This window comes from Micromonospora sp. HM134 (genome assembly GCF_007833915.1).
In the GTDB taxonomy this organism is placed as follows: domain Bacteria; phylum Actinomycetota; class Actinomycetes; order Mycobacteriales; family Micromonosporaceae; genus Micromonospora; species Micromonospora wenchangensis.
In genome coordinates, this window is sequence record NZ_CP041061.1 from 3,200,980 (window position 1) to 3,214,253 (window position 13,274).

10 protein-coding genes are annotated in these 13,274 nt (G+C 74.2%); 9 read left to right on the forward strand and 1 reads right to left on the reverse strand.

From position 1 onward, the window contains the following. Positions 1-27 precede the first annotated feature (27 nt). Positions 28-4,086: a type VII secretion protein EccCa gene (gene eccCa, locus FJK98_RS13895; RefSeq protein WP_145919387.1), complete on the reverse strand. Its 4,059-nt coding sequence runs from the start codon at positions 4,084-4,086 to the stop codon at positions 28-30. A gap of 155 nt (positions 4,087-4,241) precedes the next feature. Between eccCa and eccD the strand changes: the two genes are divergently transcribed. The 9 genes from eccD to FJK98_RS13940 all read left to right on the forward strand — a co-directional run bounded on the left by eccD (position 4,242) and on the right by FJK98_RS13940 (position 13,264). Then, positions 4,242-5,633 carry a type VII secretion integral membrane protein EccD gene (gene eccD, locus FJK98_RS13900; protein ID WP_145919388.1) on the forward strand — a complete coding sequence of 464 codons (1,392 nt, stop codon included), beginning with the start codon at positions 4,242-4,244 and terminating at the stop codon, positions 5,631-5,633. Between the two features lie 4 nt (positions 5,634-5,637). Next, complete coding sequence (gene eccB, locus FJK98_RS13905; protein WP_145919389.1) at positions 5,638-7,032, forward strand: type VII secretion protein EccB; 1,395 nt, start codon at positions 5,638-5,640, stop codon at positions 7,030-7,032. Between the two features lie 67 nt (positions 7,033-7,099). Further along, positions 7,100-7,396: a WXG100 family type VII secretion target gene (locus FJK98_RS13910; RefSeq protein WP_145919390.1), complete on the forward strand. Its 297-nt coding sequence runs from the start codon at positions 7,100-7,102 to the stop codon at positions 7,394-7,396. 30 nt (positions 7,397-7,426) lie between these two features. After that, complete coding sequence (locus tag FJK98_RS13915; protein WP_145919391.1) at positions 7,427-7,723, forward strand: WXG100 family type VII secretion target; 297 nt, start codon at positions 7,427-7,429, stop codon at positions 7,721-7,723. 60 nt (positions 7,724-7,783) lie between these two features. Next, entirely contained in the window at positions 7,784-8,176 is a 393-nt protein-coding gene (locus FJK98_RS13920) for a hypothetical protein (RefSeq protein ID WP_145919392.1), read from the forward strand. 4 nt (positions 8,177-8,180) lie between these two features. After that, positions 8,181-10,313, forward strand: coding sequence for a hypothetical protein (locus FJK98_RS13925; RefSeq protein ID WP_145919393.1), 2,133 nt, complete (start codon positions 8,181-8,183; stop codon positions 10,311-10,313). A gap of 24 nt (positions 10,314-10,337) precedes the next feature. Beyond that, positions 10,338-12,401 carry a hypothetical protein gene (locus FJK98_RS13930; protein ID WP_145919394.1) on the forward strand — a complete coding sequence of 688 codons (2,064 nt, stop codon included), beginning with the start codon at positions 10,338-10,340 and terminating at the stop codon, positions 12,399-12,401. An 84-nt stretch (positions 12,402-12,485) separates the two neighbouring features. Next, positions 12,486-12,932 (forward strand): YbaB/EbfC family nucleoid-associated protein, encoded by a 447-nt coding sequence (locus FJK98_RS13935; protein ID WP_145919395.1) that lies wholly within the window; start codon positions 12,486-12,488, stop codon positions 12,930-12,932. Next, the gene (locus FJK98_RS13940; protein ID WP_145919396.1) at positions 12,932-13,264 is read left to right on the forward strand and encodes a hypothetical protein; all 333 of its coding nucleotides are present in this window, start codon (positions 12,932-12,934) and stop codon (positions 13,262-13,264) included. The genes FJK98_RS13935 and FJK98_RS13940 overlap by 1 nt, the downstream gene beginning before the upstream one ends. Positions 13,265-13,274: the final 10 nt, after the last annotated feature.

Sequence of the window (13,274 nt, forward strand, 5' to 3'; positions counted from 1 at the left end):
CCGCACCCCGTGCTGCCCGGCCGGCGGTCAGCCGACGGGCACGGGGTCGGGTTCGACGTACGCGGTCTGGATCATCCGGTGTCCGCGTCGGGTCAGCACCATCGCCCGGCCGGGCGGCAGGTGCCGTCCCTTCACCCCGCCCAGCAGCGGCCCCTCCGTCGGCGGGCAGGACAGCGCGAGGTCCGGGCTGCTGGCCTCCTGGAGGCGACGCAGCAGCGGGTCCATCGACATCCGCATCAGGTTCGCGGTGCCCCGGACGACCACCATGTGCAGCCCGATGTCGACGCCGTGCGGGACGTACGGGATGAGGGGTTGCAGGGGGTTGTCCTGCCCGGCGAGCATCTCGAAGTCGTCGACCAGCACGAACAGTCGCGGCCCGGTCCACCAGTCGCGGCGGCGCAACTGCTCGGGGCTGATCTCCTTACCCGGCAGCCGTCCCTTGAGGCCGAGCACGGCGTCGGCGACGGTCTCCCGGGTGGAGTCGGTGGAGACCGAGTAGCCGAGGCGGTACTCGGCCGGTACCGAGTCGAACAGCTGCCGCCGGTAGTCGACGATCAGGATGCGCGCCTCGGCCGGGGTGAACCGGCCGACGATCAGGCGGGCCAGGTGGCGCAGCAGGTTGGTCTTGCCGCTCTGGCTGTCGCCGAGCCCGGTCAGGTGCGGCAGCTCCGCGAAGTCGTGCCAGTACGGCTTCAGGTCGGTCTCGTCCAGGCCGAGCGGCACCCACAGGTCGCCCTCGGCCGGCGGCAGGTCGGCGGCGGGGAGCACCGCCGGCAGGGTACGCACCGGCGACGCCACCGGCCCGGCCCAGAACTCGGCGACCGTGCCGGCCAGCTCACGCGCCCCCTCGGCGGTGCTCGCCGGGTCGGCCGCCCCGTCGATGCGCGGCAGCGCCCCCAGGAAATGCAGCTTCTCCGGGGTGAGGCCGTGCCCCGGGGCACGCGGCACGGTGGCCGCCAACCGCAGGTCGATGGCGGAGTCGACGGCGTCGCCGAGGCGCAGTTCCAGTTTGATGCCGAGCTGGTCGCGCATGCTGTGGTGCACCTCCGACCAGCGGGCCGCGCTGACGATCAGGTGGACGCCGAAGTTGAGCCCCCGGGCGGCGATCTGCCGCAGCGCCACCTCCAGCGGCTCGAACTCCTGCCGCAGCGTGAACCAGCCGTCGACCACCAGGAACACGTCGCCGTACGGGTCGTCGGCGACCCGACCCTCGGCGCGTAGCCGGCGGTAGGTCTGGATGCTGTCGATGCCCTGCTCGGTGAAGCGCCGCTCCCGCTGGTTGATCAGGCCGGTCACCTCGGCGACGGTCCGGCCGACCCGGTCGGTGTCGAGCCGGCCGGCGACGCTGCCCACGTGCGGCAGCCCGGCGACGGTGCCCAGGGTGCCGCCGCCGAAGTCCAGGCAGTAGAACTGCACGTCGGTGGGGCGGTGGGTGAGCGCCAGCGCGCAGATCAGGGTCCGGATCAGGGTGCTCTTGCCGCTGCGGGTGCCGCCGGCCACGCCGATGTGCCCGCCCACCCCGGACAGGTCCACGGTGAGCAGGTCGCGGAGCTGCTCGTAGGGCTTGTCGATGAAGCCGAGCGGGACGACCAGCCGCCCGTTGCCGGGCCAGTCCGCGGCGACCAACCCGAGATCGGGGTCGGGGGTCAGCGCCGGCAGCAGACTGTCCAGGGTGGGGGATTCGGCCAGCGGCGGCAGCCAGACCTGGTGGGCCGGTGGCCCGGAGTCGACGAGCTGGTCGGCGACGATCGCGAACACGCTACGCCCGGCGGCCGGCTCCGCCCCGGCCACCGGCGGCGTCCCGGACCCGGCCGGACCGCTCGCCGGGGTGCCCGCTCCGGCGGTCGGCGCGTCGGCTCCGGCCGAGTCGGTCGCGGGCGCGGTGTCGACGGGCCGCACCGACGGCGTCGGCTGCTCCGCTGTCACCGGGCCCAGCCGGTAGGGCACCACCTGCCGCTGGACCACCTCCTGCCGGACCCGGGCCCGGCGGGGGCGGTACTCGCCGGAGACGTACGCGGCCTTGAACCGCAGCAGCGTCGAGACGTCCATCCGCAGGTAGCCGTTGCCCGGCGCGGCCGGCAACTCGTAGGCGTCGGGCACCCCGATCACCGAGCGGGACTCCATCGCCGAGAAGGTCCGCAACCCGATCCGGTACGACAGGTGCGACTCCAACTGCCCGATCCGGCCGTCGTCGACGCGCTGGCTGGCCAGCAGCAGGTGCACGGCCAACGAACGGCCCAGCCGCCCGATCATGACGAACAGGTCGATGAAGTCCCGGTGCGCGGCGAGCAGCTCGGAGAACTCGTCGACGACCACGAAGAGGGTGGGCAGCGGGTCCAGCGGGGCGCCGCCGGCGCGGGCCTTCTCGTAGTCCAGCACCGAGCTGTAGCCACCAGCGGCCCGCAACAGCTCCTGCCGGCGGACCAGCTCGCCGTGCAGGGCGTCGCGCATCCGCCCGACCAGGGACGCCTCGTCGGCCAGGTTGGTGATCACCGCCGAGGTGTGCGGCAGCCGGTCCAGGCCGAGGAAGGTCGCCCCGCCCTTGAAGTCGACCAGGACCAGGTTGAGCGTCTCCGAGGAGTGCGTGACGGCCAACGCCAGCACCAGCGTCCGCAGCAGCTCGCTCTTGCCGGAGCCGGTCGCGCCGATCAGCATCCCGTGCGGGCCCATGCCGCCCAGGGCGGACTCCTTGATGTCCAGCTCGACCGGGGCGCCGGTGGCGTCCACCCCGATCGGCACCCGCAGCCGCTCGTCCGGCCCGCGCCGGTCGCGCAGCGCGGCCAGCTCCAACCGTTCCAGGTCGGGGATGCGCAGCAGCGTACCGAGGTCGAAGTCGGCCTTCATCGGTTCGGGGGCGAGTTCGGTGCTGACCGCCAGCCGGTAGGGCGACAGCAGCCGGGCGACCGTGCGGGCCGCCGCCGGGCCGAGCAGATCGGGGGTGGCGAGCACCTGCCGGGTCTCCTGGCCCACCCGGTCCCGCCCGAGCATGGTCAGCGTGCCGTCGGCGACCTCCAGGTTGAGGATGCCCTTCCCGGTGGCCACCGGCGGGTCGTCCAGGTCGACGAAGACCGCGTTACGGTAGCCGCCGGTGGTGAGCCGGTGACCGGTCGGCACCCGGCCACCGTCGCGGACCACCACCACGTACGGCTCGTCCCGGTCGGGGGTGACGCCCGGCTCGTAGCGGGGGCGGCCGGTGAACTCCGCGCCGAGCAGCCGTTCGAGGCGTTCGATCCCGTCGGCGGCCAGCCGTGCCGCACCGGCGGCGTCCTGTTCGGTGGGATGCTGGGCGTGCGGCAGCCACTTGACCCACTCCCAGGCCGCCGACCCGTCCGGGTCGACGCAGAGCGCCACCCGGACCTCCTCCGGCGCGTGCAACGCGCCGAGCTGGGTGAGCAGCGCCCGCAGCAGCGCCCGTGCCGCCGTCCGGTCCCCGGTCACCCGGATCTCGGCGAAGCCCGGCAGGAACAGCGCCACCGGCTGGTCCGGCAGGGTGCTGTACGCCCGGATGAACCGGCGCAGCGCCTTCGCGGCGACCGGTTCGAGATCCTCGACCGGCTTGGTCTGCATCGGCGCGATCCGGACCGCCAACCGCTGCTCGCCGGTGCCGACCCGGATCTCCAGGAAGTCCGGGTGGGTGGGGCGGCGTTCCCAGCGGCGGGTGGTCATCGCCAGCGACCACAACGACGCCGGGTCGGGGTGCCGCCACAGGCTGGAGTCGCGCTGGTCCTGGGCGTAGCGGCGGGCCCGGCGGCGGTGCTGGGCGAGATAGCGCAGGTAGTCGCGGCGGTCACCGCCGTGGCGTTGCTTGCGTTCCCCGCTGCTGGCGATGACCGAACCGATCATCACCCCGCCCATGGCCACCGCCATCATGCCGGCCATCACCCAGGTCAGCGGGCCCCGCGACGGGCCCATGAACATCAGCATCATCACGCCGGTCATGAGCGCCATCGGCAGCACCATCATCGCCTGCCGGGCGCCGTTGTGCTGCGGCTCGCTCAGCTCCGGCGGCTCCTGGAGGGTCAACTCCCCGGTGGGCATCTCCGGCCCGCTGCGCCGTGCCGGCCGCCGGAACAGCACCGTCCCCATGCTCGTCTCCCTCCACCCGGGCCGTCGGCCCCCCTCCACAACGGAGCACGGGCCGATCCGGGTCGATCCCGGTTTCCGGCCGGGGGCGTGCCGGCGGGGGAAGAAAATTCCGATCGGTCGTTGAACGTTCTCCGGGCCGTTCCGTTGAAGGGGCCGTGACAGGCACCGAGACCGAGCAGATGTGCCGGCTGGTCGTCCGCGGACCGAGCCGGCAGATCGAGGTCGCCGTGCCGGTCGGGGTGGTCGTCGCCGACCTGTTGCCGGCGCTGCTGCACCACCTCGGGGACGGGTTGGCCGACACCGGGCTGCGGCACGGCGGCTGGGTGCTGCAACGTGCCGGCTCGGCCCCGCTGGACGAGGAGAGCAGCGTCGCCGCGCTCGACCTGCACGACGGCGACCTGGTGTATCTGCGTCCGCGCGCCGACCAGCTGCCCGAGGTCGACTTCGACGACCTCGTCGACGGGATGGCGACCGGGGTGCGGGACCGTCCCGGCCGGTGGCGTCCCGAACTGGTCCGCCCGGTGGTGCTGGGGCTGGCCGGTCTGCTGTTCGCCGTCGGGCTGGTGGCCCTGGCGCTGCCCGGCCCGGTGCCGCTGCGGGCGGTGGCGGCGCTGGCGGTGGCGGTGGTGGCGCTGGGCGGCGGGGCCGCCGTGGTCCGGGCCGCCACCGGGCGGGGGTTCGGCGTGCTGCTGGGTGTCGCCGCGACCGGCTACGCCGGCCTGGCCGGGCTGGTGCTGCCCGGCGACGGCGGGGCGGTCGGAGCGGGGGTGACCGGGCCGCAGGTGCTCGGCGGGACCGCCACCGGGGCGGCGCTGGCGGTGCTCGCCGCCGGCCTGCTCGGCGCGGCCACGCCGCTGTTCGTCGCCGGCTCCGTCGCGCTGCTGCTGGGGGTGCTCGGCGGGGCCGTCGCCACGGCCGGTGGGCTGACCGGGCCGCAGGCCGGCGCGGTGGTGGCGGTGGTCGCGACCGCCCTGGTGCTGACGGTGCCCCTGTTCGCGTTCCGGCTGGCCGGGATGCGCCTCGCCCCGTTGCCGACCCGACCCGAGCACCTCCAGGAGGACATCGACCCGGAACCCGCCGGCCCGCTGATGGACCGGGCGCGGGCCGTCGACCGGCTGATGACCGCCCTGTACGCCGGCCTGGCGACGGCAACCGCCGTGGCGCTGCTGCCGGTGGCCCACCGGGCGGGGTGGGCGGAGGCGACCCTGGTGCTGCTGGTCGCGCTGGTCTGGTCGCTCAACGCCCGACCGATGACCAGCGCCTGGCACCGGCTGACCCAGGCGGTGCCGGCGCTGGTCGGGCTCGTCGCGGTCGCCGTGGACGCCCTGGCCGGTGCGGGACCGCTGGCGCGGGTGGTGTCGCTGGCGGTGCTGCCGGTCGCCGTACCGGCGTTGCTGCTGGCCGGGCACAGCCTCACCGGACGGCGGCCGACGCCGTACTGGGGGCGGGTCGGTGACCTCACCCTGACCGCCGCGGCGGTGGCCCTGCTGCCGATCGGGCTCGCCGTCCTGCACGTGTACGACTACTTCCGGGCGATCGGGGGCTGAGGTCGTGCAGTCCCGACGTGACCAGGTGCAGGCGCAGTCGCACCTGCTGGGCCGGTTGACCGCCGCGCTGGTGGCCGGCGAGCCGGACGGCCTGGAGACACCGCACCGGCGTACCACCGTGGGTCTGCTCGCCGGTGTCCTGGTCGCCGCGCTGGTGGTCGGCGGCTTCACCCTGTACGGCTTCTTCGCCCCCGGCGGGGCCACCGCCTGGCGCAGGGCCGGGGCGCTGGTGGTGGAGAAGGAGACCGGCTCGCGCTACCTCTACCTGGACGGCCGGCTGCGCCCGGTGCTCAACTACGCCTCGGCCCGGCTGCTGCTCGGCGAGGAACTCGCCGTGGTCACCGTGTCGGCCAAGTCGCTGCGGGGGGTGGCGCACGGACAGCCGTTGGGCATCGTCGGCGCCCCCGACGTGCTGCCGGCCGCCGGGCTGGCCGGCGTCGAGTGGACCGCCTGCGCGCCCGGCGGCACCGATCCGGCCGGCGTCGGGACGACCGCGCTCACCCTCACCGTCGCCCCGGCGGGGGACGGGACACCGCTGCCCGCCGACCGGGCGGTGCTGGCCCGGCCGACCGGCGACCCGACCGGCGATCACCTGATCTGGAACGGTCACCGGTTTCGGCTCACCGCGCCGTGGCTGCCGGCCGTGCTCGGTCACGACGCGCCCCCGGTCACCGTCCCGGCGGCCTGGTTGGACCTGCTGCCCGCCGGAGCGGACCTGGGGCCGGTGCCGGTGCCGGGGCGCGGCGCGGCCGGGCCGACGGTGGACGGGCAGCCGACCCGGATCGGTCAACTCTTCACCGCCCGGCCGGCCGACGGCGAGCAGCGGCACTACCTGCTGCGGCGCGACGGGCTGGCCCGGCTGACCCCGCTGGCGTACGCGCTGCTGGCCGCCGATCCGGCGACCGTCGCCGGGTACGGCGGTGGGGCGGTGGTGCCCACCGTGCTCAGCCCGGCGGCGCTGGCCCGGGTGCCGGTCGCGGCGCGGGCACCGCTGGCCGAGGAACTGCCGGCGGTGGCGCCCGTGGCGGCCACCCGTGCCCCCGGCCTCGCCTGGTGCCTGCGCTTCGGGGCCGACGGCCGGCCCCGGGTCGTCGCGGCCCGACCGGCACCGGCGTCCGGCATCGTACGCGGCGGTGTCGGGGTGACCCGGACGACACACACCGCCGACGCGGTGACGGTCGCGCCCGGACGCGGCGGGCTGGTGGTCGCCGGCCGTGCCGGGCGGCCCGGCACCGCCTACCACCTGGTGACCGACGCCGGGGTGAAGTACCCGCTCGCCGGTGCGGCGGTGGCGGAGCGGCTGGGTTACGCCCCCGCCGACGCGACCGTCGTCGCCCCGGAACTGATCGACCTGCTGCCCACCGGTCCCGCCCTCGACCCGGCCCGGGTCGTCGGATGAGGCCGGCCCGGCCAGCGGAGCCGGCGGCGCGGAACCGCCGCGACCGCCCCAACCGGAAGGAGCGCCGATGCCACTCGGCAACGAGGTAGACGAGCAGACCATCCGCAGCACCATCTCGGCCATGAACCAGACCGACGCGCAGTGCGACGCGGCGCAGCGTGCCGTCGACAACACGTCCAGCTTCCTGGACACCCAGTGGCGTGGGGAGGCCAAGACCACCTTCACCACCTCCATCCAGCAGTGGCTGGAGGGGCTGGGCAAGGTCAAGCAGGGCCTGCTCGACCTGAACACCGCGATGACCTCGCACTACCAGACCAGTGCGCAGGTGGAGCAGGACAACGCCCTCTCCGCCAGCTGGACCTGACCACCGACCGACCCCTCACGGAGGACGACCATGCCGTCGTACGGACTCAATCCCAACGGGCTGCTGGACAGCTCGGCCGAGTTGCAGGGCGTGACCACCAGCATCCAGAACTCGATCGACGAGCTCAATACCGTCGTGCAGACGTACGTCAGCGCCAACTCCGGTGACACCCGGGAGGCGTTCACCGCGGCGCAGGCCAAGTGGAACGCCGGGATCGAGGAGATGCGCCGGGCGCTCGCCGACGCCTCGTCCCGGCTCGACCAGATCCACGACAACTACCGGCTGGGCGACGCGCGGGGCGCGGCGCTGTTCCAGGGCAACGTCTGACCTTCGGTGCGGCGGGCGGTACCGGGCCGCCCGCCCCCACCTCACGGAACGGAGCACCAGATGCCGATCGTCATCGACGAGCCGTACATCAACCAGCTCATCGCGAAGCTGAACAGCCTGCGGGACGCGGTCGACACCGCCACCTCCGGGCAGGGCCAGTACGTGTCGCAGACCCTGCGCGACCTGGTCGTCTCGGCCGGCACCAACAACTTCGAGCCGGGCAAGACCATCCGCGACCAGCTCAACAAGACCGGCGACACGCTGCTGGCCCGGATGACCAGCCACCGGACGACGATGAACGCCCTCGCCCTCGGGCTGACCGAGCTGCTGGCGAACTCGGACTACATCGAGTCGCTCAACTCGATCACCGCCGAGCGTTTCCTGGAGTTCCTGCCCGGCACCGGCACCGGCACCGGCACCTCGCCCAACCCCACTCCCAACCCGACGGCGTGACCCGGTGACCGCGCCGTACCAGGACATGTCCCAGTGGACCTGGGAATCGATGCTCCAGAACGTGCTGGGCGAGGGCAGGGACGGCCCGGACGGCACCAGCGGCACCATGCTCGACCGCAAGCTGGTGGCCGGTCCGGACGTGCGGTGGCTGCGCCTCGTCGACCACATGGACGACGTGACGGAGTCCTCGCAGCCGCCCAGCGACGGCGATGTGACCAACCGGATCGACTCGCTCGACGGCAACGAGTTCTTCCTCTACCGGATCAGCTCGGTCGGCTCGCTGCGGGACGGGCAGCCCCACTACACCACCCGGACCCAGTTCATCCAGGTGAAGATCGTCTTCAACGATTCGCAGACCGAGGGGGCGCCCTCCCCGCGCGGGGCCTTCGAGACCTTCTACAAGTCCAGCGAGGGGGCGTTGCAACGGCTGACCAGCGGCACCAACCCCGTGTTCAGCTGGAAGAGCTTCACCGACGCCGCCAAGATGCTGCACGACGTGGAGAGCAGCCTGATCAGCACCGAACGGGAGCTGAAGACCATCCTGGACCGGGTCGGCGACGACGCCTCCGGGTTCCAGGGCAACGCCTCCGGGGTGTTCATCGGGGCGGTGTCGGGCCTGCGTCGGGACGTCCACCGGCTCGCCGTCGACATGAACGCCAACAGCGCCGACCGGGCCTGGTCCGACCAGGTCGACGACGTGGTCGACGACATGACCACCTTCCGCAACAAGATCGCCGGTTCGTTCCGGGAGTTCAGCGACCACACGTTCCAGTGGTTCAACGGCTACAACCCGACCACGTTGATCGACTCGCTCAAGAAGATCATCACGGAGGTCAGGACGGGCAACTTCAGCCAGGTCACGATCACCCTGCCGGACGCGTACGGCAACGGCACGGTGAACACCGGCACCTTCAACCTGATGACCGAGGCCGGCTGGCAGAGCGTCGACAACCTGGTCAAGGGGGCCTGGCTGGGCCAGTTGCGGGAGCTGGACGCCACGATGCGCACCGAGCTGGCGCGGTTGACCACCCGGCTGCGGTCCGTCACCCACCTGGTGAGCGTCATCTCGCCGCCACCGACCACCACCAACGCCACCCCGCCGCCGGGGGGCACCCCCAACCTCAACGGGCCGGACCTGAACGGCGGTGGTGGTCCCGGCCTGGGCGGCGGCGGTGACCTCGGGCTGGGCGGTGGTGGCGATCTCGGCCCGGGTGGCGGGGGTGACCTGGGCCTGGGCGGTGGTGGTGACCTCGGGTCCGGTGGCGGGGGTGACCTGGGGCTGGGTGGCGGTGGCGGGGGTGACCTCGGTCTGGGCGGGGGGTCCGGGCTCGGTCTCGGTGGCGACCTGGGCCTGGGTGGTGGGTCCGGCCTGGGTGGCGGGAGCGGGGCGGGCGGCCTGGGACTCGGCGGGGGTGACCTCGGTGCCGGTGGGTCGACCGGGGGACTGGGCGGGATCGGCGGCGGCATCGACTGGGACGACCTGCTCGGCGGTGGCACGGGGTCCGGCTCGGCCGGTGGCGGCGGGATCGGCGGTGGCCCCGGTGGCGGGATCGGCGGCCCCGGTCTCGGCGGCGGTGCCGTCGTTCCCGGCCTGCCTCCCGGGCTGGGTGGACTGGGTTCCGGTGGTTCGGGTGGCCTCGGTGGTGTCAAGGGCGGCGGGGCGGGTGGCCCCGGCGACGACACGACCAACCCGTCGGCACAGTTCCCGACCGATGTGGACGGCGTCGACGTCGGCAACCTGGGTGGCGGCTCGCCCGGCGAGTCCTCGACCAGCGGGGTGGCGCTCGGCAGCGAACTTGCGGCACTGCTCGGTGAACCCACCGGCGTCGGACCCGGCGGCACCGGGGCGCGGGGCGCCGACTCCGCCACCTCGGCGGCCGGCGGGTTCCCGATGATGCCCCCGATGGGCGGCATGGGTGGCATGGGTGGGGGCGGCCAACAGGGGGAGAAGGACCGTGAGCGCAAGACCTGGCTGGAAGAGGAGGAGGACGTCTGGGGCACCGACCCGGAGTGCGGGATGGCCGTCATCGGCCGGGCCGAGCAGTCCGGGGAACCGGCCACCACGATGCCGGTCGCGCCGCGCCGACCCGGTCAGTCGCCCGGCCCCACCCGGACGACGGGCCGCCGCCGTGGCTGACCGGCGATGCGGGCGGGCCGCGCGGTGACCGCCCCGAACCCGGAGTACGCCGGCTGGACCTGGGAACGGATGCTGCGCGACGTGCTCAACGAGGGGCGCGACGGCTCCGACCAGGGCAGCGGCACGCTGATCGACCGCAACCTGGTCGCCGGCCACGGGGTCACCTGGGTCCGGTTCGTCGAACGGCGGACCCAGGAACTGGACCGTGGCACCCGCCCCACCGTCGACCCGGGAGACCGGGAGCTGATGGGCTACCGCCGGGTCGGCCCCGGAGTGGACGACCCGCAGCGGGACCTCTGGGAGATCGTGCGGGGCCACGTCACCTTCTGGGAGGGGGCTGGCGGCCCACCACCGAGCACCGCGTTCGACAGCTTCTACCGGGCGAGCGTCAACGCCCTCACCCGGTTGTACGCCGGCACCAACGGCTGGTTCAGCGAACGCAGTTTCACCGACGCCGGCAACCTGCTCTGGCGGGTCGAGCAGACGCTGCTCACCACCGCCGCCGAGCTGCGGGTGCTGCGCGACGGCATCAGCGGGACCGGTTCCGGGTTCGAGGGGTCGGCCTCGGCGGTCTTCGTGGCGGCGCTGACCATTCTGCACGCCGACATCGACCGGCTCACCCGGGACATGAACGCCACGAACGAGGCCAACGCCTGGTCGGACCGGGTCTTCCAGCAGTCGAACGATCTGCTGATGTTCCGCGAGCGGATCAACGACGCCTGGCGGGTCTTCAGCGACCACACCCACGAGTGGTTCAACACGTACCATCCGACCGCGCTGTTCAGCACGGTCCGCAGCATCCTGGCGCAGGTCGACCAGGGCAGCCTCAACGCGGTCCAGGTCACCATCCCGGACACCTACGGCACCGGGCCGGTCAGCGGCACGTTCGACCTGACCACCGCGGCCGGCTGGACCGGTCTCGACCTGCTGCTGCGCACCGCCTGGGTACGGCAGCTCGTCCGGCTCGACCTGGCGATGCGCGACGCGCTGGCCCAGCTCGTCGCCGCGTTGCGGGAGACCAGCGGGATCGTCAACCGGTTCGCGGGCCCGTCCGGCGGCGGCGACCAACCGCCGCCGCCGGGCTCCCCGGACGGCCCCACCGACGGTCCACCCCGCAACGAGGTGCGTTTCACCACCACCCAGGTCGGCGGAACCGGATTCGACGGGGCCGGTTCCGGTGCTTCCGGGGGCGGTGGGGCGGACCTGGCGTTCTCCTCCTCCTCGGCGGCCGGCGGGGCGGGGGAGATGCTGACCGGTGGCCCGGCGGCCATCGGCGCGCTGGGCGGCGGCGGGTTCGGCGGGGCGGGCTTCTCGGCCCTCGGCGCGGGAAGCCTGGCCGGCGGCTCCGGTGCCGTCGGCCCCTCGGGCCTGACCGGAGGTGTCGGCCCCTCGGGCCTGGCCGGCGACGGTGTCGGGGCGGTCGCCGCCCTCGGGCGTACCGGCGTCGGCGGCTGGGGCGGCGGCGCGCTGGCCGGGGTGGGTGGCCTGGCCGGCGGCGTCAGCCCGGTGATCGGCGGCCGTACCGGAGGGGGCGTCCCGGACGGCGACCGCCGTTCCGGCGGGGCGCTGGGCGGCTGGGCCGACGGCGGCGTCGACATCGGCGACCTGGCGGACGGCCCGGTCGCCCCGCCGTCGGGCGCGGCGGTCGGCGGCTCCGCCGTCGGCCGGGAACTCGCCGCCCTGCTCGCCGGTCCGCTCGGCGGTGCCGGCGGTGCGGGGTTGCCCACGGGTACGGGACTGCCCGGCGGCGTCGGGGCGTCCGGTGGGGCCGGCGGACCGGGGTTGTCGGGCGCGACGGGCAGCGGCTCCCCGGCGTCCGGGCCGCTCGGCGGCCGGCCGGTCGGGCCGCCGATCCTGCCGTCGCTCGGCGCACCGGGCCGCCCGGACGGCGACGCCGACGCCCGACGCGCCACCCGGTTGACCGAGGACGAACAGGCGTGGGGAGCCGACCCGACGTGCACGGCGGCGGTGGTCGGCCGGACCGACCCACCGAGGCGGCGGCCAGCGGCGACGCCGGTGGAGGTGGGGGAGGTCCCCGCCGCCGGCCCGGTGGTCCACGGCCGGGAGCAGGCACGCGGCCGAGGTTGACCGCCGGCGCTACCGGGCGACGGGCGACCGTCGCCAGCGGTGCTCCGCACCGGATGAAACCACCGATCCAACAGGAGGTGAGACATGTCGAGCCCGTTGTCCAACCAGGTCGAGCAGGCGCTTGCCGAACTCGAACGGCAGAAGGCCGCGATCGACGAGATCCAGGGTGGCCTGCACACCGTCTACAGCACGGTCACCGCGAAGAACCGGGCGGTGGCGGTGACCGTGGACAGCCGGGGGGCGGTCACGGCGATCAGGTTTCCGACCTCGGCGTACCGGTCGATGGCCGGCCCGGAGTTGGGTGAGCTGCTGGTCGACACGATCGAGGCGGCCCGGGGCGAGGCGATGGCCCGGACCGTGGCCGCGTTCGAGTCGATGCTCCCCGCCGGGCTGCCCATGATCGACCTGTTGACCGGCGGGGCCGACCCGGAGCACGGCCCGCTGCCGATGGACCGGCTGCTCACCGAGATGTTCCGCACGGCCGAGCCGGACGACGACCCGACGCCGCCGTCTCCGGCCGGAGCCCACTGATGGCCCCGGCCGAGGGGCCGATCGGTGCCGACACCGGCCGGCTGACCAACCCGAACTTCGACCCGTTCACCGAGGAACTGGACCGGGTCCAGCAGGCGCTGCGACGTAGCGACACGGACAGTCCGGGGCTCGTCGGCGCGCCGTACGCCGACATCGACGAGATCGTGGCGAACCTGCCGAAGGCGTCGCTCGGCGCGGACCTCATCAGGCTCCTGGGCGCGGTGCCGCAGGGCTACCAGGAGGACCTGCGGGAGCTGGGGCAACTCCTGGCCAGCGTGGAGGCGACCAACGCCGACATCTCCGGCGGGGTCAACACCGGCCGGCACACCTAGCGGCTGGCAG

Bases quoted from the DNA above. Each gene is read 5' to 3' on its own strand.
- FJK98_RS13940 (WP_145919396.1), top strand. From the start codon at position 12,932: ATGGCCCCGGCCGAGGGGCCGATCGGTGCCGACACCGGCCGGCTGACC.
- FJK98_RS13915 (WP_145919391.1), top strand. From the start codon at position 7,427: ATGCCGTCGTACGGACTCAATCCCAACGGGCTGCTGGACAGCTCGGCC.
- eccCa (WP_145919387.1), bottom strand. From the start codon at position 4,086: ATGGGGACGGTGCTGTTCCGGCGGCCGGCACGGCGCAGCGGGCCGGAG.
- FJK98_RS13910 (WP_145919390.1), top strand. From the start codon at position 7,100: ATGCCACTCGGCAACGAGGTAGACGAGCAGACCATCCGCAGCACCATC.
- FJK98_RS13920 (WP_145919392.1), top strand. From the start codon at position 7,784: ATGCCGATCGTCATCGACGAGCCGTACATCAACCAGCTCATCGCGAAG.
- FJK98_RS13935 (WP_145919395.1), top strand. From the start codon at position 12,486: ATGTCGAGCCCGTTGTCCAACCAGGTCGAGCAGGCGCTTGCCGAACTC.